General features: G+C 64.4%; 15 protein-coding genes, 1 tRNA gene and 4 pseudogenes. 8 read left to right on the forward strand and 12 right to left on the reverse strand.

Going from position 1 to position 21,929, the window contains the following annotated elements; genetic code table 11:
- Positions 1-228 carry an IS1 family transposase gene (locus J8F10_RS40685; RefSeq protein ID WP_210653154.1) on the reverse strand — a complete coding sequence of 76 codons (228 nt, stop codon included), beginning with the start codon at positions 226-228 and terminating at the stop codon, positions 1-3.
- Between the two features lie 91 nt (positions 229-319).
- Positions 320-727 (reverse strand): annotated as a pseudogene (locus J8F10_RS40690) (hypothetical protein); the annotation flags it as partial.
- Positions 728-801: 74 nt separating this feature from the next.
- On the opposite strand from J8F10_RS40690, the pseudogene J8F10_RS40695 reads away from it, so the two are divergent.
- Positions 802-1,752, forward strand: a pseudogene (locus J8F10_RS40695) (restriction endonuclease subunit R); the annotation flags it as partial.
- Positions 1,753-1,772: 20 nt separating this feature from the next.
- Here the strand turns inward: J8F10_RS40695 and J8F10_RS38535 are convergent.
- Both J8F10_RS38535 and J8F10_RS38540 read right to left on the reverse strand, forming a co-directional pair.
- Positions 1,773-2,177 (reverse strand): transposase, encoded by a 405-nt coding sequence (locus tag J8F10_RS38535; RefSeq protein WP_315854084.1) that lies wholly within the window; start codon positions 2,175-2,177, stop codon positions 1,773-1,775.
- A 229-nt stretch (positions 2,178-2,406) separates the two neighbouring features.
- Positions 2,407-2,592, reverse strand: a pseudogene (locus J8F10_RS38540) (transposase); the annotation flags it as partial.
- Positions 2,593-2,630: 38 nt separating this feature from the next.
- Between J8F10_RS38540 and J8F10_RS40285 the strand changes: the two are divergent.
- Positions 2,631-3,365: pseudogene (locus J8F10_RS40285) on the forward strand (restriction endonuclease); the annotation flags it as partial.
- A gap of 168 nt (positions 3,366-3,533) precedes the next feature.
- Here J8F10_RS40285 and J8F10_RS07155 read toward each other — a convergent pair.
- The 4 genes from J8F10_RS07155 to J8F10_RS07170 all read right to left on the reverse strand — a co-directional run bounded on the left by J8F10_RS07155 (position 3,534) and on the right by J8F10_RS07170 (position 6,786).
- Positions 3,534-4,589, reverse strand: coding sequence for a phospholipase D-like domain-containing protein (locus tag J8F10_RS07155; RefSeq protein ID WP_210653158.1), 1,056 nt, complete (start codon positions 4,587-4,589; stop codon positions 3,534-3,536).
- Between the two features lie 251 nt (positions 4,590-4,840).
- Positions 4,841-5,935 carry a tyrosine-type recombinase/integrase gene (locus J8F10_RS07160; protein WP_210653159.1) on the reverse strand — a complete coding sequence of 365 codons (1,095 nt, stop codon included), beginning with the start codon at positions 5,933-5,935 and terminating at the stop codon, positions 4,841-4,843.
- Positions 5,936-6,049: 114 nt separating this feature from the next.
- A tRNA-Ala gene (locus tag J8F10_RS07165) sits at positions 6,050-6,122 on the reverse strand.
- 106 nt (positions 6,123-6,228) lie between these two features.
- Entirely contained in the window at positions 6,229-6,786 is a 558-nt protein-coding gene (locus J8F10_RS07170) for a hypothetical protein (protein ID WP_210653160.1), read from the reverse strand.
- A gap of 493 nt (positions 6,787-7,279) precedes the next feature.
- On the opposite strand from J8F10_RS07170, the gene J8F10_RS07175 reads away from it, so the two are divergent.
- Positions 7,280-7,813 (forward strand): hypothetical protein, encoded by a 534-nt coding sequence (locus J8F10_RS07175; RefSeq protein WP_210653161.1) that lies wholly within the window; start codon positions 7,280-7,282, stop codon positions 7,811-7,813.
- 71 nt (positions 7,814-7,884) lie between these two features.
- Here the strand turns inward: J8F10_RS07175 and J8F10_RS07180 are convergent, their stop codons facing one another.
- A complete protein-coding gene (locus J8F10_RS07180) occupies positions 7,885-8,706 on the reverse strand; it encodes an arginase family protein (protein ID WP_210653162.1) in 822 nt (273 codons plus the stop codon).
- 135 nt (positions 8,707-8,841) lie between these two features.
- On the opposite strand from J8F10_RS07180, the gene J8F10_RS07185 reads away from it, so the two are divergent.
- Positions 8,842-10,371 carry an Hsp70 family protein gene (locus tag J8F10_RS07185; protein ID WP_210653163.1) on the forward strand — a complete coding sequence of 510 codons (1,530 nt, stop codon included), beginning with the start codon at positions 8,842-8,844 and terminating at the stop codon, positions 10,369-10,371.
- Complete coding sequence (locus J8F10_RS07190) at positions 10,368-11,270, forward strand: hypothetical protein (RefSeq protein ID WP_210653164.1); 903 nt, start codon at positions 10,368-10,370, stop codon at positions 11,268-11,270. The genes J8F10_RS07185 and J8F10_RS07190 overlap by 4 nt, the downstream gene beginning before the upstream one ends.
- A gap of 106 nt (positions 11,271-11,376) precedes the next feature.
- On the opposite strand, the gene J8F10_RS07195 is transcribed toward J8F10_RS07190, so the two are convergent.
- The 3 genes from J8F10_RS07195 to J8F10_RS07205 form a co-directional block, all read right to left on the reverse strand.
- Positions 11,377-14,502, reverse strand: coding sequence for an efflux RND transporter permease subunit (locus J8F10_RS07195; protein ID WP_210653165.1), 3,126 nt, complete (start codon positions 14,500-14,502; stop codon positions 11,377-11,379).
- Positions 14,499-15,626 (reverse strand): efflux RND transporter periplasmic adaptor subunit, encoded by a 1,128-nt coding sequence (locus J8F10_RS07200; protein ID WP_210653166.1) that lies wholly within the window; start codon positions 15,624-15,626, stop codon positions 14,499-14,501. The genes J8F10_RS07195 and J8F10_RS07200 overlap by 4 nt, the downstream gene beginning before the upstream one ends.
- A gap of 218 nt (positions 15,627-15,844) precedes the next feature.
- Positions 15,845-16,342, reverse strand: a complete 498-nt coding sequence (locus tag J8F10_RS07205) for a MarR family winged helix-turn-helix transcriptional regulator (protein ID WP_315854085.1) — start codon at positions 16,340-16,342, stop codon at positions 15,845-15,847.
- 163 nt (positions 16,343-16,505) lie between these two features.
- On the opposite strand from J8F10_RS07205, the gene J8F10_RS07210 reads away from it, so the two are divergent.
- From J8F10_RS07210 to J8F10_RS07220, 3 genes are read left to right on the forward strand one after another with little or no spacing between them, the layout of a single operon-like run.
- Positions 16,506-17,732 carry an endonuclease domain-containing protein gene (locus tag J8F10_RS07210; protein ID WP_210653167.1) on the forward strand — a complete coding sequence of 409 codons (1,227 nt, stop codon included), beginning with the start codon at positions 16,506-16,508 and terminating at the stop codon, positions 17,730-17,732.
- Positions 17,729-18,739: a hypothetical protein gene (locus J8F10_RS07215; protein ID WP_210653168.1), complete on the forward strand. Its 1,011-nt coding sequence runs from the start codon at positions 17,729-17,731 to the stop codon at positions 18,737-18,739. The genes J8F10_RS07210 and J8F10_RS07215 overlap by 4 nt, the downstream gene beginning before the upstream one ends.
- Positions 18,740-18,742: 3 nt before the next feature.
- Positions 18,743-21,925: a helicase HerA domain-containing protein gene (locus J8F10_RS07220; RefSeq protein ID WP_210653169.1), complete on the forward strand. Its 3,183-nt coding sequence runs from the start codon at positions 18,743-18,745 to the stop codon at positions 21,923-21,925.
- Positions 21,926-21,929: the final 4 nt, after the last annotated feature.

Raw genomic sequence — 21,929 nt, forward strand, 5'->3', positions numbered from 1 at the left:
CTAATGTCGGGATTCGTTGTACAGGCGTATGAAATACCACAAGGCGCCGAGGTGGTTCCTGGGGCACTTGGAGAACGTGAGAGTCTTGCGCACGAGTCGGGCGCATCGTTGTCTCAGGGTAAGCCAGAACCGTTCGATGTGGGCGGTGAGGCCCGTGTCCTTGCCCACGGGTCGATGCCGGGCGCGTGGGATCACGCCACGGTACGAGGCGAGGAAGTCGGTGTACACGGTGACCCCGGTCCGGTACCCGCGGGAGCGCGTCCCAGAGCCGTTGGGCCGTGGCTGCGGACCGGTCCCCGAGAACCATTGCGAGCACCCGCCGGGTGCCCAAGTCCAGGGCTACCCAGACCCAATGGACATCACCCTTGGAACCCACGAAGCTCCACAATTCGTCGGCCTCGATCACGACCGGGCCGCACTTTTTGGGGCGGTCCGGCTCGTGTGGGGTCTCCTGTCGATACAGCTCGTTGACGAACCCTTGGAGCCACGACCGGGACACCCCGACGGCCCGCGATGGCCCGGATTCCCATGCGCTCGGCCAACAGGCGCCGCACCAGATCCTTCGTGGCCTCCGGGACCGGTCCGGTCTTCGGGTCCGCAACGAACCGCCGGTCGCACCCCGGCACCGGAACCCCGGAGTGCCGAGTGGGTGAGACCGTTGCACCACATGGGTCGCACCGCACCGGGGCACGGCGGAATCGGGGGACGAGGGGGTTGCGTCCAGCATCCCAACACTTTAGAGCAATCCCAACCGGTGGGCCACTACCCAGAAGGGGCATGCGCGCGGGCCTTCGAGGAGGAGGAGATCCTGTTCGAGGGGATCGAGGACGGCGGCTGGCAATCCCAACCGGTGGGAAACACCCCGACTACCAGATCCTGTTCGAGGGGATCGACGCGACGAGCGACGCGACGGAGGTCCACGACGGGTACTTCTCGATCGACAAGAAGGGGGCGTGGCAGGACACCGCCGAGAACAACGCCGGCAACCGCGAGAATGCCGAACGGGCGTACAACCTGATCATGCGGGACAAGGGAGCTCCTCAGCCTCGACACGAAACTGAAGTTCATCTTCTCGCACTCCGCTCTCCGCGAGGGGTGGGACAACCCGAACGTGTTCCAGATCTGCGCGATCCGCGAGATGGGGACCGAGGGAGCGGCGGCAGACCATCGGGCGGGGCCTGCGACTGTGCGTGAACCAGCAGGGCACGCGCGAACGCGGCTTCGAGACGAACACGCTGACGGTGGTGGCGACCGAGAGCTACCAGCAGTTCGCCGACAACCTCCAGAAGGAGATCGAGGCGGACACCGGCATCCGGTTCGGGGTCGTGGAGAAGCACCAGTTCGCCGCGATCGCGGTCCCGGACGGCAAGGGCGGGCACGTTCCGCTGGGGTTCGAGAAGTCACAGGAGCTGTGGGGCACCTGAAGCAGGCCGGGTACGTGGACGGGAACGGAAGGTACAGGACAAACTGCGCACGGCCATCAAGGACGGCACGGTGGCCCTGCCCGAGGCGTACCATCCCCAGGCGGCAGCGATCGGCGAGCTGCTCCGCAAACTGGCCGGGAAGCTGGACATCAAGAACGCCGACGAGCGGCGGACGATCAAGACCCGGCAGGCGGTGCTGGAGGGCGAGGCGTTCCGGTCGCTCTGGGACCGCATCAAGCACAAGACCACATACCGCGTCGAGTTCGACAACGAGAAGCTGATCAAGGACGCCGCGAAGGCGATCGCCGCCGGCCCGCCGGTCGCTAAGTGATGTCCCATAAGGGGTTGTCACGCGGCTTTGTGATATTGGAATTCGGGGTCGGCATATTTGGGTTCGAGTCGGTTGAGCATGAGGTGGATCATGGCCAGTTTGATGAACGCCTCCGCTGACATCACGCTTTCCTCCCGGTCCTTGGTGAGCCGCCGGCACGTGCCCAGCCACGCGAACGTGCGCTCCACGGTCCACCGGATCGGCAGCTTCACCCACCCCTTCGACCCCTCCGGGCGGCGCACGATGACCAGATCCCACCGGGCGTTGTCCTCGACCCACGCGTAGAGGGCGAAGTTGTGGTACTTGCTGTCCGCGTACATCCGCACCACCTTGCCGACCGGCTGTCCCCAAGCGGGGAACAGTTCCTGCGCGGCTTGGGCATCGTCCACGCTCGCGGCGGTCACCAGCACGGCCAGCAGCACCCCAAGGAATCCACGACGATGTGGCGCTTCCGCCCGTCGACGTTCTTGGCGTTGTCCCGGCCCCGCTGCTCGCCGCCGGAGGTCGTGTCCACCGACTGGCTATCGACGCTCGCCGTGGTGCGCGCGCATACGGCTTCTCCTGGGTGCGGACCTTCTTGCGGAGCAGGTCGTGTATGGTGTCGAGGGTACCGTTGTGACGCCACTCGTCGAAGTACCGCCAGACCGTGGACTTGGGCGGGAAGTCCTTGGGCAAGTAGCGCCACTGGCACCCGGTGCGCAAGATGTAGAACACGGCATCGACGACATCCCGCAGGTCGGTCGTGCGGGGCCGACCGCCCGGATAGACCGGGATGTGAGGCTCGATTAACCTCCACTGCTCGTCGCTTACATCGCTCGGGTAGGATTGGGTTCTCATGAACCATTTTACCCACCCCAACTGCCCCTTATGGGACAGTCACTAAGACGCGGGTGCAGTTCCGCAAGGCCGAGATCGACATCAACAAGGGCGGCGTCGACGCCAAGGAGGTGGCGGTTTCGGCCCCGACGGTGCTGGACGAAGGGGACATCGAGCTGCCCGACATCCTGACCGAACTCCAGGACAAGACGCAACTGACGCGGAAGAGCATCGCCCGCATCCTGACCGAGAGCTGGCGGCTGGGCGACTTCACCCGTAACCCGCAGCAGTTCATCGAGCTTGCCACCGCGGCGATCAACAACACGAAGCGGCTCGCCCTGGTGGACGGCATCCGCTACCAGCGGCTCGGCGACGAGCACTACTACGCGCAGGAGCTATTCCGCACCGAGGAGCTGACGGGCTACCTGAAGAACACGCTCGACGCCACCAAGTCGGTCCACGAGCAGGTGGTCTACGACCTCAGCGGCGAGCGGTCGTTTGCCGAGCAGTTGGAGAAGAACGAGGCCGTGAAGGTGTACGCGAAACTGCCCGGCTGGTTCAAGGTGCTGACGCCGCTGGGCACGTACAACCCGGACTGGGCGGTGCTGATCGAGCAGGACGGCGTGGAACGCCTCTACCTGGTCGTCGAGACGAAGCCGTCGCTGTTCGGAATCGACCTGCGGGCGAAGGAGCAGGCCAAGATCGACTGCGGGAAGGCCCACTTCAAGGCCCTGCGACAGGGCACCGAAAACCCTGTGAACTTCACCGTCGCCACATCGGCGGACGACGTGTTCCAGACCGCGACCACCGCCTTTGCGACTCGGGCGATTATCAAGCAAGCCCGCGACATCGCAAGCGGCTGGCGGGAACAGGGCCGAACGCGGGAAGATCTCGCCGCGGAGTTCGGCCAGATGCTCGGCGTCAGCCAGGACCAGCCGAAGTGAAAAGGTCACAAAACCGAGTTAGTCGTCGCAGTTCGGGAACTGCCTCACGAGGTACTTGAGCGTTTTTGGCCAGAGTACCTTGTCCGGGTGGGTGACGATGTTCCGGTTGGAGTACAGGCCCTTCTTCCAGTACGCCACCGAGATCGGCCGTGTGTCGAGCCACCGCACCGCGACGAAGTATTCCGCCTCATCTGGGTCGCCATTTTTGTCGTTCGCGTAGGGGCCGAGCACGTTGTCGAGTGAATCCGTCTTCCCGCCCGGTAGGTTGACCTGAAAGTCCTTCGCCAGTTTCGGATTTCCCGCGACCCGCCCCACGCCGACGTAACCGTACCTCGGGGCGTACACCCAAATCCGGTCGCCGAGGCTCAAACGAAAGAGCGGGGCCGAGAAAACGTTGCCCCCACCGGCGCAGACGAAGCCGTACTGCCGCGCGTCTTCCCACTCCCGCCATCCGGGTTCGTGGCCGAAGTTGGCATAGAGGTCGTTGCCCGAAGGTGGAAAGGACTTTGCACGTTTCGTCAGCGGCGCAGGACGGTTGAGGAGGGGTGGCGAGATCGCCGCTGGTAGCGTTTCCACGAGGGCTGGTTGGGTCGGAAGCGAGTTGGCGAAGCGCACGATCCGGCGCATTTGCTCCTTATCGAGGGGAGGAGCCTGTTTCCAGACGCCATCGAACCAGCCGATCAGTTCATCTACTTGAGGTTCGTTGGTGAGCAGTGTGGACACCTCGACCCGCTGCCTGATACCCGCGTCAGTCAGGTTCGCCGAACCAAGCATGGCAGAAGACGAGCCGATCACGACCTTCGCATGCAGCCGTGGGTAGTGCCGGACGCGTGGGCGGTTCGCCCGCAGAAAGGCGATGACGCGCTCCCGCTGCATGCTGCTTTGGGTCCGCAGCCACTCCTCGACATCAGTGAGCAACCGCCAGTCTGGCGTCCGCAGCATCCCTTGCAAATACCCGAGAGAAAGGTACGGACAGGCGATCCGTAGCGGTGTCTGTGCGGAGATCGACTCGACGGCCTTGTCGAAGGGAGAAAGCGCCCCGTCTTGTTTGTGGTAGAGCAGTTCGACGGGCATAGTGGACTTTCTGGGGCAAGGGGCATCCGCCAATTGCCCGGGGTTGCGAACTGACTCAGTGTGCCTTCACAGTGAGGGTGTTCGGTACAGCGCGAACCCGAGCGAGACTGCAACGATCCGCGCGGCTCGCGGAAATGATAATCCAGGTCGCCCATCTATAGCGGCTATCCGCTAAGCAAGTGGGTGGGAACCAAAAACGCTCTCGCGTGTAAACTTGTCACACGCTAGAGCGCCCGAACTTACGGTGCCAATCAGCCGATCTGAGATGCGACCTTCGCAGAAAGTGTATTGTCACGTTCGGCGTAAATCTGCGTAGTGTCCGCCTTACTGTGGCCGAGGGCGACCTGCGCCCCTTCCAACCCGAACAGTCGGCGCGCTTCGGTCGCGAACGTGTGCCGGAGCTGATTCGGGGACCACACTTCGATTTTGGCCTTCAGGCACGCGCGCTCGATCGCCTGCCGGTACCCGCTCACGGTGTACGCGGTCCCTTCGCCCGTGGGGAACACCGGGGCGTTCGGGTCCGCGGTGGCGAACTCCTCCAGTAGTTGCTTGCCCCGCGGACCGATGGCGATGGTTCGCCGCTTTCCGCGCCATGTGTTCTTGTGCGCGGCCGGGGTGTACATCCAGGTCGCGCCCGACGTGTTGATGTCTTTCATGCGGAGCACGACCGCTTCGCCCGGTCGGGCGCCGGTGAATCGCTGGAACAGGATCAGCCCGCGCACGCCACGCGGGACCAGTGGGATGACGGCCTGCATGTGGGCGTCCGTGACCGGAGCTACGGGTTCCGGGTCGGGAGCTTCGCTCCGCCCACGCTGTAATCCGGCGACGCTCGCCAACCGCGCGAGCAGTTCGGCGGGAACCAACTCCTCGGACACGCCCCATTTGAAGATCGTGCGCACGCTCGTGACCGCAGCGTTGACGGTCTTCCGGCACCAACCGAGCTCGACCGTGCGCGCACGCAGTGACTTCAGCGCGTTCGGCCCGAACTCACCCACTGGAAGGTACGCGAACAACTCCTTCATGGGCTTTGCCACGAGCTTGAAGGCCCAAATCGATGAGGTGGGTTTACCGTCGGCGCCTCGGTAGTGCCGATCCGCGTGTTCGAGGAACTGGACCAGAAGTTCCGCGACCGTGAGGTCGGTCACACTCGGGGCAGTGACCGCAGTGGGGATACTCGTTCCGAGGGCTTGCACGCGGCGCGCGTACTCGGCTTTGGATTCGGGGCTTCCGAACACGCCGAGGTAGACCGATTTACGCAGACCACCCGGGAGGGTGACCCGCATCACGGCCTGACCGGATGGTTTGTGGAATTTGTAGCCGGGGATCGCGTTCTTGGGACGTGACATAGGTGCGACACTCCAGTTCTGGCGTATGACTACGCCTAAACCCTGAGCTTTCGTGTCGCACGCCGGACCACCCGGCGGTAAGCAAACTGCTTCGGCTAAAGGACTTCTGACGAGTGGAGCGAAGGAGAGTCGAACTCCCGACCTCTTCGTTGCGAACGAAGCGCTCTACCAACTGAGCTATCGCCCCGAACTCTTCTGGTTGTTTAAGTGACACCGCGGGTTCATTCGCGGTTCGCGCCAGACCTACATATATTAAAGCGCGAACGCGCTCCGGCAAGGGGGGAATCGCGTACTCAGCCCCCGACCCGGGCGCTGCGCCCGGCTTGCACGCGGACGCTGTCTTCCACCCGCTGCGGCTTTGCGCCGTTGGCAGGCACCACCCACACCGCGTAGGTGCCCGGCGGCACGCCCATGTCCACGCGGTAATCCGTCGCGACCTGCACTGCGACGTGGCCCGTTTCGCCCGGTCCGGGGTCGCGCGGGTCGGTCAGCACGATTTTGTCGGCACGTGGGAAATTGTCGCCGAACACCTCGACAGTGCCGAGCACGTCCCCGAGCTTCAGGTCGTGCGTTTGCCCGGCCTTCACGGTGAGCTTGTCGAGCACCTTTACCGCGATCCCGCCCTTCAGTTTCACCCACACCTCGAACGGGCCGTCGACCGGCAGGATTAGTGCCGCGTCGAGCTTCGCCGATTCCGCGACCGATTCGCGTTTTCCGTCCTTTGTGCGGTAAACGGTCACCGTTTCGGCCGGGGGAAGGCCGCGCTGGGCGTGAACTTTCAACTGTCGTGTCTCGTCGGCCGCGGCCGCGGAACCCGAAATGAGCACCGCCAGAACGAATGCCCCGCGCATGGGACCGGCCTCGGTTGGGTGTGGAGCTTCTTCAATAACGACGTGCGAGCACAGTAAAAGGATGCGACAGTCGCAAAAAGTGGCCGACTTCCAGATTGCGGCACGGTTCGATGGGAGTTACATTATTCTCAACATCTGCCGGTCTTCTCTTCTAACCGGATCTGCTGCCATGCCCAGGCCCTCACCTTTTCGCGTCCGCTTCGCCATCGTCAGCATTTTCTCCGTGCTCGCTCTCGGTTTTTTGTTATCTCCTGGTATCGCACAGCCCGGACGTCCACCGGGCGGTATTAGTGGCGCGGGTTACGGCGGTATCGGTGGGATGCCGGGGCGCCCTCCGAGCATGCCCCCGATTCCCCCCATCCATCCCACAAAACCGCCCGGTTTCGGGGGCGGAATAAGTGGCATTTCCGGGATGCCCGGGGGCATCAGTGGCCACGGGGGGATTACCGGGATGCCGGGCGGAATAAGTGGATTCTCGGGCGGGATTAGTGGAATGCCGGGGCCGGGGTTCGGCGGCGGGATCACGTCCTACTCGTGGTCCTGCGGGAAGTGTGGTGCGTCACTCGGAACGACGATGTCGCCGATCAACCCGATCTCGAACTGCCCGCGGTGCGGCGTTCACTTCACCGGAACGAACATCACCAGCGGCCCCGGGGCCGGGATGCCCAGCCCGGGCACGAGTAGCCCACCCCCATTCGTTCCACCCAGTACCCCTTCCCCGCCGCCCGCGCCCACGCTCCCGACCAACCCGGCCATCGGTGGGAACCCGATCCTCCCCAGCGCGCCCACGGCAGAGCCGAGCACACCGGCACCTACGTACTCGCCGGCGCCGGTGACGACCGACAACTCAAGTAACTCGTCGGACGGCCGCTCGAAGACGCTCAAGGTGATCGGGATCGTGGTCGGCGGGATTTTGCTAATCGGCGCGCTGGCGGTCCTCGGGATCGTGGTCGCGAACGCGAATTCCTCCGCCGCAACTCCGGTTAAGCGGAAGAAACGAGTATTGGATACCGATTCCTGGGAGTGAGTTGCGGCCGCGATTCCGGTTGCGTTCGCCTACCCGGAATACAAGCCGCGCGTGTGCCTCGACCACATCGGTCAGGGCGCACGCGCCGCGGCCTTAAGTAACACGTATTCCACGAGCCAACCGAGCAAGTTCAGGCTGGCGTCGCGCACGTCCCGGCCCGGATCGAACTCGGTGATCGAAACCCCTGCGACTTTTCCCTCCCACGCGGCCTCAAACAGCGCGAGGAACGCCGGAGGTGCGAGCCCGAACGGGAGCGGTTCGTGAACCGCGGGTAGCGCGGTCGGGTCGATCGCGTCGCAATCGATGTCGATCCACACGCGCTTCGCGGCTTTTGCTTTTACACGCAGTTCCGCGGCCACGCGCGCTACATCCGCCGCAACGTCCCACGCCGGGTAGACCGCCTCGAACGTCTCACCGATCTCCTCCGGCGCGAGGAACAGGTCGCGGTGCCCGACGTTCACGAGGCGCGGGCGCGGGGCCTCGAAGTGCGTCAGGAAGTTACCGTGTGAGAGTTCCGTCTTGGTGTCGTGGAAGGCGTACACGTCGAGGTGCGCATCGAACTGCACCACGAGCGTGTCGGCCCCCAGTTCTTCGAGAACGGGTAGCGCGGCGAGGTGGTTGCCGCCGAGCCACAGCAAAAACTCTTTGGATTTCAGAGCTTGCCGCGCCGCCTGGCGGCCGTGCTTGCGCCAGTTGGTGACTTCCGCGAGCGCGTCGAACGCGAACTCCTTCACCTTGACCGTCCCGCGCAACACGTCGGCGCGGCACGGGCGCGTTTCGCGGTCCGTGTCGTCGAGGATCTCGTGGACCGCGTCGCCGAGGAGCCGCGCCCCCGCGCCGGTACCGGCACTACCGAATAAATCGAACGGAAAGACGGTAACAGTCGCGCGCATCGGTGATCCCAGACGGGGTCGGGCGCCCCGAGATCTTCGGAGCCGGGGGCGGGAGGTGTCCCCACTCACATCGTGGGCCGATTTGCGTTAGAATCGAGGTGGTCTTCCGTTCTTCCTCCGCATTCAGAATTTCCCATGTCGCTGATCGGTATCGACCTCGGCACCACGTTCTGTGCCGTCGCAGCACTCGATGATCGCGGGCGCCCCTTCACCGTGCCCAACCGCGACGGCGAGGTGCTCACGCCCTCGGCCGTTTACCTCGCACCGGACGGGGCCGCGGTCGTCGGGCAGGCCGCGCTCGACATCGCGCTCGAGCAGCCCGAGCGCGTCGCGACCCTCGTCAAGCGGCGCATGGGGTTGCCCGATTACGGCCCCCCGGTCGCCGGGCGCGAGTTCCGTCCGGAGGCTCTCTCGGCCGTCATTCTGAAGAAGCTCGCGCAGGACGCCGCGGCGCAGCTCGGCCCGGTGACCGGGTGCGTCATCACCGTACCTGCGTACTTCGACGACACGCGCCGCAAGGCGACGATGGACGCGGGCAAGATCGCGGGGCTGAACGTCATCGACATCATCGACGAGCCCTCGGCCGCGGCGCTCGCGTACTCGGTGCGGCCCGGCGAGGACGGCGCCCAACCGCGGACGGTGCTGGTGTACGACCTCGGCGGCGGCACGTTCGACGTCACGCTCGTGAAACTGGGGCGCAAACGGTTCCAGGTACTCGCCATTGAGGGCGACGTGCGCCTCGGCGGGCGCGACTGGGACGAGCGCCTCGCGAACTGGGCCGCCGACCAGTTCGTGCAGCAGTGCGGGGCCGACCCGCGGACCGACCCGCAGTCGCTCGCGCACCTGTACTCCACCGCCGAGCGCGTGAAGCGGACGCTGAGCAAGATCGAACAGGCGAGTTTCACGGTGAACCACGGCGGGCACAAGTTCACGTTCCCGCTCGCGCGCGCCGAATTTGAAGCGCTCACGCGCGACCTCTTAGTTCGCACGCGGCTCACCGCGCAACAGGTCTTGAAGCAATCTCAACTGACCTGGGACGCGGTGGACAAGGTGCTGATGGTCGGCGGGAGCACGCACATGCCGGCCTGCTCGCGGATGCTCACGGACCTGACCGGCAAGGAGCCGGACCGCAGCCTCGCGGTCAGCGAGGTAGTCGCACGCGGCGCGGCCGTTCACGCCGGGATCGTCTCGGCCACCACGGAAACGGGCGCGGCCCTCCCCCCAATACCGGACCTCGCCGACGTCGTTGAGATCAGCGTGAACGCGCACAGCCTCGGCGTCGAGGTGCGTTCGGGCGCCGATCGCGTGAACGATAAACTCATCGTGAAGAACACGCAGTTACCGGCGTCCGTGTCGCGCTTGTATTTCACCGCCGCAGAGAGCCAGAGCCGCGTGCGTGTGCGCATTTTGCAGGGCGAAGCGCACCAGGCCGAGGCCTGTATCCCGGTCGGCGAGTGCTGGATCGAGGGATTGCCGCCCGATTTGCCGAAGGGTTCGCCGGTTCGCGTGAAGTGCGGGGTCGCTTCAAATGGTCGCATCGAGGTAACCGCGACGGATGAGACGAGCGGCCGGGCCGTGACCGCCGCGATCCACCGCCCGGGCGGGCTCTCCGACGACGAACTGGCCCGCGCCGCGGAGTGGGTGCGCGGGCTGAGGGTACAGTGACCGCGCACCGCGCCAATAATATCAGCGTCTTCCTGTCTCACCCACCGGGACCGCCCATACCCCCTCTGGCTGAATTGGGTCGCAAGCCGGCGCACGTGATCGACGAAGAGCACTTCGCACCGTGGTTCGCGGAGATCGCCGGGCGCCTGATGAACGAGTGCGACTTCGTCGTTGGGGGCGGGCGGTACCGGTTCGCCGAACTCGAAATGTACTATTCCGGCGGAGCGCACCCGGACCTGTTCGCCCACCGCGACCCGCTTCAACTCGAAGACGGGCGCTGGTACTTCCACCGCACCCGGGGCGAGTACCGCGGCGGGTCGTTCAAGGGCCTCGATCTCGCGCTCGGTGACGGTACCGCGTACTTCGGCATTTTGATTCGTACCATCGTCGGGGCCGACGGCACGATGTTCGACGGCCCGTGCGTGATGGTCGATCACCTGCTGGCGCAGACGAAAAGCGCGAGCGTAGCCACGCTGGACGGCACCATTAACCAGCGGAAAATCTGGGACGCCACGTCCCCTGTTCACATCGCCGAAGCGGAAACCCCGCGTGCCGCGCCGGTGTTCTCGTGTTCGCGCGTGGGGTTGTCGCTGAAGAAGGCGAAGGGCAAGCCGGATGCGCCGAAATTCGTGGGGCGCGCGTACCGGTTCTTGACGGAGCCGATGGAGATTTCCAAGGGGCGCCCGCACCTGATTCTCGCGCTCCACCGTGCCGGGCACGACGCCGACACGATCCGCGCAACAACCGGCGTCGCGAAGAAGACCATCGAGCGCTACGTTGCGGACTTCGCGCTCGGGAAACCGGTTGAAAACTTCGACGGCTACATCGGGAAGGATTTGGGCACCGCGGACCTGTGCAAACTGTTAGGAACGTGGGCTGCGAAGCACGCCCCGAAATAACGCGCCGCCCCCTTATCGCACTGCGGAATCGCGCCGAACCACCAGCAGTGCGAACAGTTGAAGTCGCACGAGTAAAGTTCGCGCGACTTCAACTGTTCCGCAGGAGTCAATTTTGGAACGCTTCAGTCGGAGCCACCGGTTTCTTCACGCGGAACAGCAGAACATACAGAGCCGGCAGATTCCCGAGCGTGAGGAACGTGGCGACCGAAAGCCCCCCCATAATCGTCACCGCAAGGGGTCCCCAGAACACGCTCCGGGTGAGCGGGAGCATGGCCAGAATTGCGGTCGCTGCCGTCAGCACCACGGGCCGCGCGCGCCGAACGGCGGACTCGATCACCGCGTCCCACAGCGACGCCCCGTTCGCGGTATCGTGATCGATCTGGTCGATCAAAATGACCGAGTTCCGCATGTCCATACCTGCGAGCGCGATCACGCCAAGTAAGGCGTTGAACCCGAACGGCGCGTGGAACAGCAGGAGCGCCGATACCGCACCAATGAGTCCCAGCGGCGAAATCACGAACACGAGGAACAGTTTCTTGAAGCTCTGAACCTGGGCCATGAGCAGCGTCAGCATGATCGCGATCATGACTGGGAACACGGCGAACAGCGCCTCGTTCGCCTTCTGGCTCTCCTCCACGGCTCCCCCGGTGTCGATCCGGTAACCGGGCGGGAGTTCGGCCTTCAGTGATCGCAGTTCGGTGAGGATACGCGCAGTCACGTCCGGGGCCTGCACCCCATCGACCACGTCCGCTCGGACGGTCAGCACCGTCTCCCGGTCCCGGCGCCACTGGATCGGCTCTTCGAGTTCGTAAGAGGCCGTCGCCACCTGAGAGAGCGGGACCGCGTGCCCGGCCGGTGCGATGACGGTCAGGTCCGGCAGCGCGCCGAGTTTTAGTCGCTCCTCCGGCACCGCGCGAGCAACGACGTCGATCAACTCGATGCCCTCCCGGTACTGGGACACGGGTACACCGGTCAGGAGCGTCTGGAGCGTTGAAGAAACATCTTGCGGAGTCAGTCCGAGCGCTCGTGCGCGGTCCTGATCGACCTTCAGGCGCACCACCTTGGACGGTTCGTCCCATTCGAGCTGAGCGTCGCGTGCGTGCGGGTTCTGGCGCATGATGTCGCGCACGCGGTGAGCGATCACGCGCACCTTGGCCGGGTCCGGGCCAACCACGCGGAACTGAACCGGGAACCCGACCGGTGGGCCGAATTCGAGGCGCACCACGCGCACGCGGGGTAGCGCGAACTCGGTATCCGATGCGAATCGCTCCATCAGTCGGGTCCGGAGCCGCTCGCGTGCTTCGGGATCGCGTGCCTGGATCACGAACTTGGCGAAGCTCGGGTCCGGCAAGTCGGGATTGAGCGCCAGATAGAAGCGCGGCGCCCCAGCCCCGGTGTAGGCGGTGAAGTGATCGATGTCCGGGTCGCCCGCGAGCACGGCTTCGAGCTTGGCGACCTCGGCCTCGGTCGCGGTGAACGACGACCCGCCGGGCAGTCTCAGTTCGACCATCAGTTCGGACCGCGACGATTGCGGGAAGAACTGCTTCGGAACGAACTTCATCCCGTAGACCGAGCCCGCAAACATCATCGCCGTCAGAGCCACAACTGTGCGCGGGTGCCGCACGCACGCGGTGATGGCCCACCGCAGCACCCGGTACATCCGAGTGTGGTACGGATCGTGGTGCGGGTGATTCGCGTCGTTGGGGCGGCCGTGAAACCCAGCGCCGTGGGCGACAGGTCGCGAAGAAAGATTGGGGAGCAGTTTCACCCCCAGATAGGGCGTGAACACCACCGCCACGAGCCACGACGCGATCAGGGCGATGCCGACCACCCAGAAGATGCCGCCCGCGTACTCCCCTGCCCCGGACTTCGCGAAACCGACCGGCAAGAACCCGACCACCGTGACAAGGGTTCCGGTAAGCATCGGAAACGCGGTGTTACTCCACGCGAACGTGGCCGCCGTGATCCGGTCGTGGCCCTCCTCCATCTTCACCACCATCATCTCCACCGCGATGATGGCGTCGTCCACGAGCAACCCCAGCGCGAGGATGAGCGCCCCCAAGCTGATCCGGTCCAGAGCCATCCCCACTGCGTTCATCACGACCAGTGTGGCGGCGAGAACAAGCGGAACACTGAGCGCCACCACGACGCCGCTGCGCCAGCCGAGCGAGAGGAAGCTCACCACTAAAACGATGACGAGTGCTTCCACGAAAGACCGGGTGAACTCGCCGACCGACTCCTCGACCACGTGCGGCTGAAACGCGACGCGCTCGACTGCGGCGCCGGCCGGGAGATCGGCTTCGATCGCGCTGAGTTCGGCATCAAGGGCGCGCCCGAGGGTGAGCACATTACCGCCGTTCCGCATCGCGACAGCGACTTCGATCGCCGGCTTCCCGTTGTGCCGGACGGTGAATGTCGGTGGGTCTTCGTACCCGCGCCGAACGTCCGCGATGTCACCCACTCGAAACACGCGCCCGCTGGCGTGAACCGGGACCGCGCGGACCTTTTCGGCCGCTGTGAACGGCCCGTCCACTCGAACGTATACGCGGTCGGTCGGGGTCTCGACGCTCCCGGCCGGGGTGATCGCGTTCTGCCGGCGGAGGCTGTCGAAGACCTGTTGCGGACCGACCCCGAGGGTCGCGAGCTTGCGGTGCGAGAACTCGACGAACACCTTCTCCGGCCGCTCCCCGACGAGCACCACTTTGTTCACATCTTTCACGCGCAGGAGCCGCTGGCGTGCGTCTTCGGCAATCCGCTTGAGTTCGGCCGGGGTATAGTCCGCACCCGTAAAGGCGTAAATCGCCACGTACACATCGCCGTACTCGTCATCAAGAAACGGCCCGCGAACGCCTTCCGGCAGCGTGTGCTTGATGTCCCCCACTTTCTTCCGCACCTGGTACCAGATGTCGGGTACAGACTTCGGCGGGGTGTCGTTGCGGAGTTGTACAGTGACGACCGCCCGGCCCGGGAGTGAGTAGGTGCGCAGGTAGTCGAGGTACGGCGTCTCCTGGAGCTTCTCCTCGATCTTGTCGGCGACTTGCCGCTGGACTTCGTCGCTCGTCGCACCGGGCCAGTCCACCGACACGACCATCGTCTTGATGGTAAATGACGGGTCTTCCGCGCGACCCATTCCGAGGTAGGCGTACAACCCCGCTACGGCCGCCGCGAGGATGAGGTACAGGACGAACGCCGGGTGCTTGACTGCCCATGCCGACAGATTGAGAGCGTTCACGGGGTTTCCTCCCACGCCCGGACGGTAACACCCACGTCGAGTTTCTGAACGCCGGCGGTCACCACCCACTGACCGGACCGAACCCCGCCGGACAGAACCACCGTCTCGTGCCGGTACTCCCGAACCTCGACCGGCACGAGTGTGAGAGCACCGGTGGAACGCTCTACCACCCAAACCGCCGGCTTCGGCCCCGTGCGGAGCAACGACGACAGCGGGAGGATGTATCCGGGTTCCGCGCCCGACGGCGACAAGTGAACCGTCGCGGTCATGCCGAGCACGACCTTCGGACTCGGATTTTGGACCGTGAAGCGAGCCTGATACGTGCGCGTAACCGGGTCCGCGATCGGCGCGAGTTCGCGAAGCACGGCAGGGAAGGACTCCCCGGGAGCGGACCACAGAGTGACAGAAGCGCGGGCCGTTCGAGCCGCGATCGCCTGATTCTCGGGGAGATTCACGACCGCTTCGCGCTCTCCGTCCCGAGCGAGTCGTGCAACGATCTGCCCCTCGGCCACGACCTGCCCGGTCTCCGCCGGGAGAGTCGTAATCACGCCATCGGCGTCGGCGATGAGTTCGCAATACGAGAGCCGGTTCCGCGCGAGCGTCAGGGACTCCTTCGCCCGGTCGCGCCGACCGGCCGCGGCGTCCTGTGCCGAGCGCGCCTTGTCCAGATCGGACCCGCTACCGACCCCGTTCCGGTAGGTCCGAACCTGTCGCTCGTGCTCAGCGACCGACTGCACTACCTCGGCCTCGGCCGCGATCAGATCGGCTTCGGCCGCCTTCACCGCGAGCTTGTAGTCGGTCGCGTCGAGTCGAAACAGCAGCGTACCGACTGACACGCGCTGACCGACCTCGACGTGTCGCGACACGATCTTGGCCCCGACGCGGAACGCGAGATCGGTCTCGTATCGGGCACGAATGACCCCCGTGTAGGTCTGCTCGCTCGCCGCCGATTCGGACCGGACCTCTTTCACTCGAACCGCACGCGACACGGTTGTGGACGGCGCTGGTAACGCGCTTTTGGTCGCGGTCGTGGGTGGCGCGCCGGTGGAGTACGCGACGGCTCCTCCGCCCGCCGCGAGCCCCGCGATGGAAGCCCCCACAAGGAATCGAATTCGCTTGTTCATCTGCTCTCCCGTGCCGAATTCGGCGGTCCCATTTCAACTTTTACCCAAAATGTTGCATATACAACATCGATGTCGTGAGCATACCCCATGTACTCTCGGCGCCTTACATCTCGCTGCGAATTCGCTCACCCAACACACGGCGCGAGGCCCACCCTGCCCCGCCAAAGTTGCAACGCCGGAAGCAATTCCGTTGCATATACAACAAAATCCGCAAAAAACTACCGCGACTCCTGATCGGCAGTGCGCAGTCCTTCGATCGCGTTGAAAATGTTGCGGGCCAACTCCGGGCCGATTAGCTCGTTCACGCGCGCTTGTGCCTCTTCCCAAACGGGCATCAGACTCTTGATGAGTTCCCGCCCCGCGGTCGTCGCTTCCAGAAGTTGCGTTCGGCCGTCCGTGGGAATGGTTCGCACCCACCCGCGCTCGATGAGGCGATCGAGATCCCGGCTCAGCGTTGATTTCTCGAGCCGCAACCGCCGGCACACATCGGCAGCGCGCGCCGGTCCGCCCGCCGCAATCGCAACCAGCACGTTCATCTGACTGACGCGCACCTTGTGCGGCCGGAGTGCGTCGTCAAAGACGCCGGTGACAACGCGGTTCAGCACCCGAACCCGACCGGCCAGGCACTCGTTCGCGATTCGGTACTCGGGTGGGAGGTCTTCCATACCCATGTTGTACATGCAACTCGCATCGAATGTCAAGAGCGTTGGTCGCACGCCCTCTCCTCCAAATAGCAACACCCAATGAGCGCGGACCCAGTTTTAAGGCGGTCACAGCTCGGTCGTGTCTGGCTAGCAATCAGATTTTCGTGTGAATTCACTGGATCTACGGTTGCTATCGCGAAAGACTATTAACTCGGCTCCGAACACACCAACGCCCATGAACGCTGCTCCGATCACCGCTGCACTCCTGCGCCATCAGGCGCGTCGCGCGCAGAACGTGCCGACCGTTTCCGCGCTTGTGGGACCGCGCGGGCTAGGTCTGCGTGCGTGGCGCGCGTGGGCCGAAGTGGACCAGCGCCCGTGTGCGATCGCATTCAGCGCGGAGTTGATCGCCGTTCTCGAAGCCTGGGTGGGTTCCGCGTTTAGCACCGCCACTCCCGCAGAGAGGGCCGTCGAGTGGTTAGCAGCGGTAACCAAACGCGACGCCGAAGCACTCGCACGCGAAGTCGAGCGGATGACCCGCTACGACCTCGACGTTTTGTGGCGCGCACTCCCGATTGATCCGCACGCACCGGGCGCAATCGCAGCGCACATGATCCTGTCCGACCGCGCGGTCGGCACCGATCCCCACCCGGCGCATTTTGTTCGCGCGATCGCGAGCACCACAGATGGCTTAACAAAGGTCGTTCGCGCGATTACCGCTCTGTACCCGCCGAACGAATGGCCGGCGCTGCTCCTCGTTCCCGCGCCCGACGAACTGCTTCCCGCGTTGCGCCTCCTCGAATCGATCGCGACCACCGAACCGCGCGTGCCAGTCGCGCTGGCGCTCGATCCCGATGAGTACGAGCGTTTCGGCACGAAGTACCCCGACGCGCGCGTAACGGCGTTCATTCGGGAGGGTTTGGTCGAAGTCCGCGGAGTTTCCGGGAACGAATTAAATGAGCGCCTGCGCGGGGCCGGACTCGAACCCCCGGCGACCGCGGTGGACCGGCTCGCGGCGGACGGCCTGGCGGACGAAGTCGCGACCGCGTTCGTCGATGCGACGCGGGCCGTGCGCGCCCCGACCGCCACGGACCTGACCTCCGACTTCCGCAGCGTCCACGAAGAGTTCCTGTTCGGGCAACTGGAATCGATGCCACAAACGGCCGGGTTGTTCCGGCCCAATCGCGCGCTCGAGTTCCGTCACGGCAATCAGGCCGCCGAAGCCGACCTCCTCGCCGAGACGTTGAAGCTCGTGATCGAAGTCGACGGCGCCCACTACCACCTGACCGCCGACCAGTTCCGCCGCGACCGACGCAAGGACTGGCTCTACCAGAAGCACGGCTACATGGTCCTCCGCTTTCTCGCGGAGGACGTGGTGAGCGATCTCGAACTGGTTTTGAACACGATCCTGGAGGCCGTCGAACTCCGGCGCGCCTCCGCACACCCAACAGGTGCCGCGTGAGCGAACCCGCACTCCTCGACCCGCCGACCACCACCGGCCCGGCGCCGGCCGTCTCCCTGGCTGATCTGATCCTGCTTCGGTTGCTACCTACGAAGGCAAGCATCCAACTGAAGCAACTGCACACGGACCTGGGGGTATTCTTTCGCCGCCCGATGTCCGCCGAGCACCTCGAGGACGCACTTACCGAACTCCGCGCCGACGGGTTCGTGGCTCCGAAAGGTCAGCGCGCGACCGACGCGGGCCGCGCGCGGGCGCTGGAGTACCTGGGAATCGAGAAGCTCCCCCCGAGAGCGAATTGGACGACGGTCCAGGCGAAGTATCTCGTCCCCAGAGCACTCGGCCCATCGCTGGATTCCGAAGAATACGAGAAGGCTAAAACTGGCGAGAATCTCGCAGCGTTTTTGCTGAAAAGGCAACTACGCCTCCCGGCCAGCACGGGGCACACGCTGACGAAGATAGTAGATGCGTTGCTCTGTCGCGCCCTCGGCCACCCGGACTTCACAGCACTCAAGACCCTGATCCAAGCGAAGCTCGGAGAGGCCATTGGCGGCGATCCGATCAGCCAAGCGGACGCGAAAAAGGTGCTTCCCCGCGTTCGCCTGAACGTGTCGCAATTGGACAAGAAAAAATTGTACGCGGCCATACTTGATGGACGCCTCGACGAACCTCGTACCAGCCGGCACATCGAGCCGGTGATTGACGAGCCGTTCGACCTGGAGATGTTCGCGAACACGGTGAAGTCGGTCGCACGCACGTGCCCGACCGGGCGGTTCGGTGACAACAAGGTATTCATCAGCCACGTCTGGAAACAGCTTTGCGACGAGCCGAGGTTTGCCGCCCTTGGTTTCGACGGGTTCAAGGCAAAGCTTATTGAGGCCAACCGCGCCGACCTGCTCACGCTCAGCCGTGCTGACCTCGTGCAACTAATGGACCCGGCCGATGTCCGTGCGTCCGAAACGACTTACCTCACTGCGACTTTCCACTTTATCCTCGTTGAGGGGAACTGAGCCATGCCGCCCACCGTTGCTTCTGCCCCAACGCCGACCGCAGTCGATCCGCGAATCGCTGTCTACTGCTCTCCCGACGGCCCCGAAGTATTCAGTACGATCGTCCACGGTAATCAAATCTGGACGCCCGACCCGTTCGACGTCGAGGTCGTCCACCCCGAGGCCCGGGCCGCGTTCTCGCGCCTTTTGGATCGTGCATCAGACGCCGACCTGCCACCACACGGCAAAAGCCTGTTGTTACTCGGCGAAGCCGGGAGCGGAAAAACCCACCTGATGCGCGCGTTCCGCAATTCGTCTCACAAAACCGGGGCCGGGTACTGCGGTTACATGCAGATGCTCAGCCGGTCCGACAATTACCCGCGGTACGTTCTTAGCTACTTAATCGATTCGCTCGAACAGCCGTACAAATCGGGCGACCCGACGACCGGACTGGCGCGCCTGGCCCGTGGACTCCTTGATGCACTGCCGATCAACGCCGACGACCAGGAGCGTCTCTGCGAAGACCACCTCGAACCGGAGGAGATGGCGCGCTTGGTGTTCCGCTTCGCGGACGCCGCAGTACAGGAAAAGAGATTCGCGCACATCGATATTAATGTGCTCCGGGCGGTGCTGTTCCTGCTGCCCAACGACGGACGCATCCGGCCAAAAGTGCTGAGCTGGTTGCGTTGCGAAGACCTGCCGAAATACGACCAGGAAGCACTCGGTGGATTGGTCCCACGCCCCGGCTCGGAGATGCCGCTCAAGACGATCGTAAGTCTCGGTCAACTGATACACGCCGTCCATTCGGCCGCGCTCGTGCTGCTCGTGGACCAAATCGACGAGATCATCGAACAGGCGCGTGGCGACGTCCAACCGGGCGAACAATTCCGCGCCGCAATCAACGCGCTAATCGATGTCGTCGATGCCCTACCGAACGCGGTCGTCGTGATCGGTTGTCTTGAAGACCTGTTCAGACAAGCCCAACACGCGCAGTTCTTATCGCGCCCGAAGCTGGACCGGTTGGAACGCGATCCCGCCCCCATCCGGCTCGCGAGTAAGCGAACAGCGGACGAGATCCGCGCGATGCTCGCGCGGCGCCTAGATGAACTGTACGCTACGGTAACCGTGCCCGCTACAGACAACCCGCTCGCGCCGTACACCGTCTCGGACCTGACCCAACTGGTCGGTCTGCGCACGCGCGACGTGCTCGACTTCTTCCGCAAGCACCGCGAGCAGTGCGTTCAGCAGAAACGAATTGTCCCCCTCAGTCCGATCGACCCCCTCCCACCACCTCCGCCTCCGCCACCCAACGACTTTGCCCGACTGTGGAGCGATTTCCTACCGACCGTCAACGGACCGACAGCGAACGAGTCGAAGCTTGCCGAACTGCTCGCGTGGACGATTCGGACCGCGACGGACGAATTGCGCAATGGATTGATCTTTGGCACAGACCCGGACGATCGGTTCGTGCAAGTCGAGGTACAAAGTGGGAACGCCGTGGACAAACTCCTGGTCGCAGTGTGCGATAAAACTTCCAAGGGCGGGCACCTCGGCAAACAAATCGATGATACCGTGAAGCGCGCTGGTGATCTCCCCGCCGTTCTTGTTCGCTCAACCGACTTCTCAAAGTCACCGAGCACGGGTATTGCAAAACAGCTCGCGCAAATATGCGCCCCCGTTGGAACACACCGCAAGACGGTGATCTCGAACACGGACTGGCGCGCAATGACCGCGTTCCGCACGTTCGAGCAGCGGCACCGTAACGAGCCGGGTTTCGTGGATTGGCACAAGACGGCGCGCCCGCTAGTCACGCTGCCTTCACTTCGCAAGATTCTCGATCTCGACAAACTCGAAGCCGCCGGTCCCCCGAAGCCACTTCCACCCGCCCCACCGCTTCCTCCCGAGGGGAAGCCGAAGGAGATCACACCCACAGTCACCCCACAGGCTCCCGTCACAAAGTTTGATGCGATCCGGTTCGGGCTGACGCGGAGCGCGGTTGCGGCGCCGGTCGAGTTGCAGCCCAAGTCGATGTGTCGGCACGCGGCGTTTCTCGGGAGTCCCGGGAGCGGGAAGACGACGGCCGCGCTCACCATTATCGAGCAGTTACTCCTGTCCGGCATCCCGACGGTGTTGCTTGATCGCAAGGGGGATCTCGCCCGGTACGCGGACCCGACGGCGTGGACCGCGCCCGAACCCGACCCGGATCGCGCGGCCCGGCGTGCCCAACTCCAGGAAGCAATCGATGTGGTCCTTTACACACCCGGCGCCGACCGCGGGCGCCCGCTCGCGATCTCGGTGGTTCCGTCTGACCTCGCTTCAGCGCCGACCGCGGACCGCGAGCAGACCGCGCAGTTCGCAGCAGCGGGGCTCGGCGTGATGATGGGTTACAAGTCCCGAACGCCCGACCCAAAGCTCGTCATCTTGCAAAAGGGCATCGAAACACTGGCGGCCGCGCCCGGTCAGACGGTCAGCGTGAGAGCGATTCAGCGGCTGGTCGCGGATCAGGACGAAGCACTGCTGGCACAGTTCGATGGACAATTTGAGGCCAAACACTTCAAGAATTTGGCGACGGACCTGCTGACGCTCTCCCTTCAGCACCGTCGCTTGCTCGATGGCGCCGAATCCCTGGACGTGGACGCGCTACTCGGGCGCGGGTCGGGCACGGCACCGGGTAAGACGCGGCTGAGTGTCATCAACACGCAGTTCCTGGGCGACGCGACGACGACGGACTTCTGGGTGTCGCAGTTGTTGCTCGCGGTGGACCGGTGGCGGGCGAAGAACCCGGCGCCAGAAGGCGCGCTCCAGGCCACGTTCCTGTTTGATGAGGCCGATTTGTACCTACCAGCCGTCGGAAAGCCCGCGACGAAGGGGCCGATGGAGAGCCTCCTGAAGCGGGCACGTTCGGCGGGAATCGGGTTGTTTCTCGCGACGCAGAGCCCCGGCGATCTCGACTACCGATGTCGGGACCAGATACTGACGTGGCTCATCGGGCGCGTGAAGGAACCGGTCGCGATCGGGAAACTGAAGCCGATGCTGGAAGCGAAACCGGGTGCCGCGGACAAACTCGCCGAGCAAAAAGCCGGCGAGTTCTACCTCGTGCGCGAAGGCGACATACAGCCCGTGAACGCGGCCCGAAACCTGATCGCAACGGAACAGCTTCCAGAGGACCGCATCCTCGCTCTCGCACGCGGAAAAAGTGCGATGTAACGAG

Source organism: Gemmata palustris, from assembly GCF_017939745.1.
Taxonomy (GTDB): Bacteria; Planctomycetota; Planctomycetia; order Gemmatales; family Gemmataceae; genus Gemmata; species Gemmata palustris.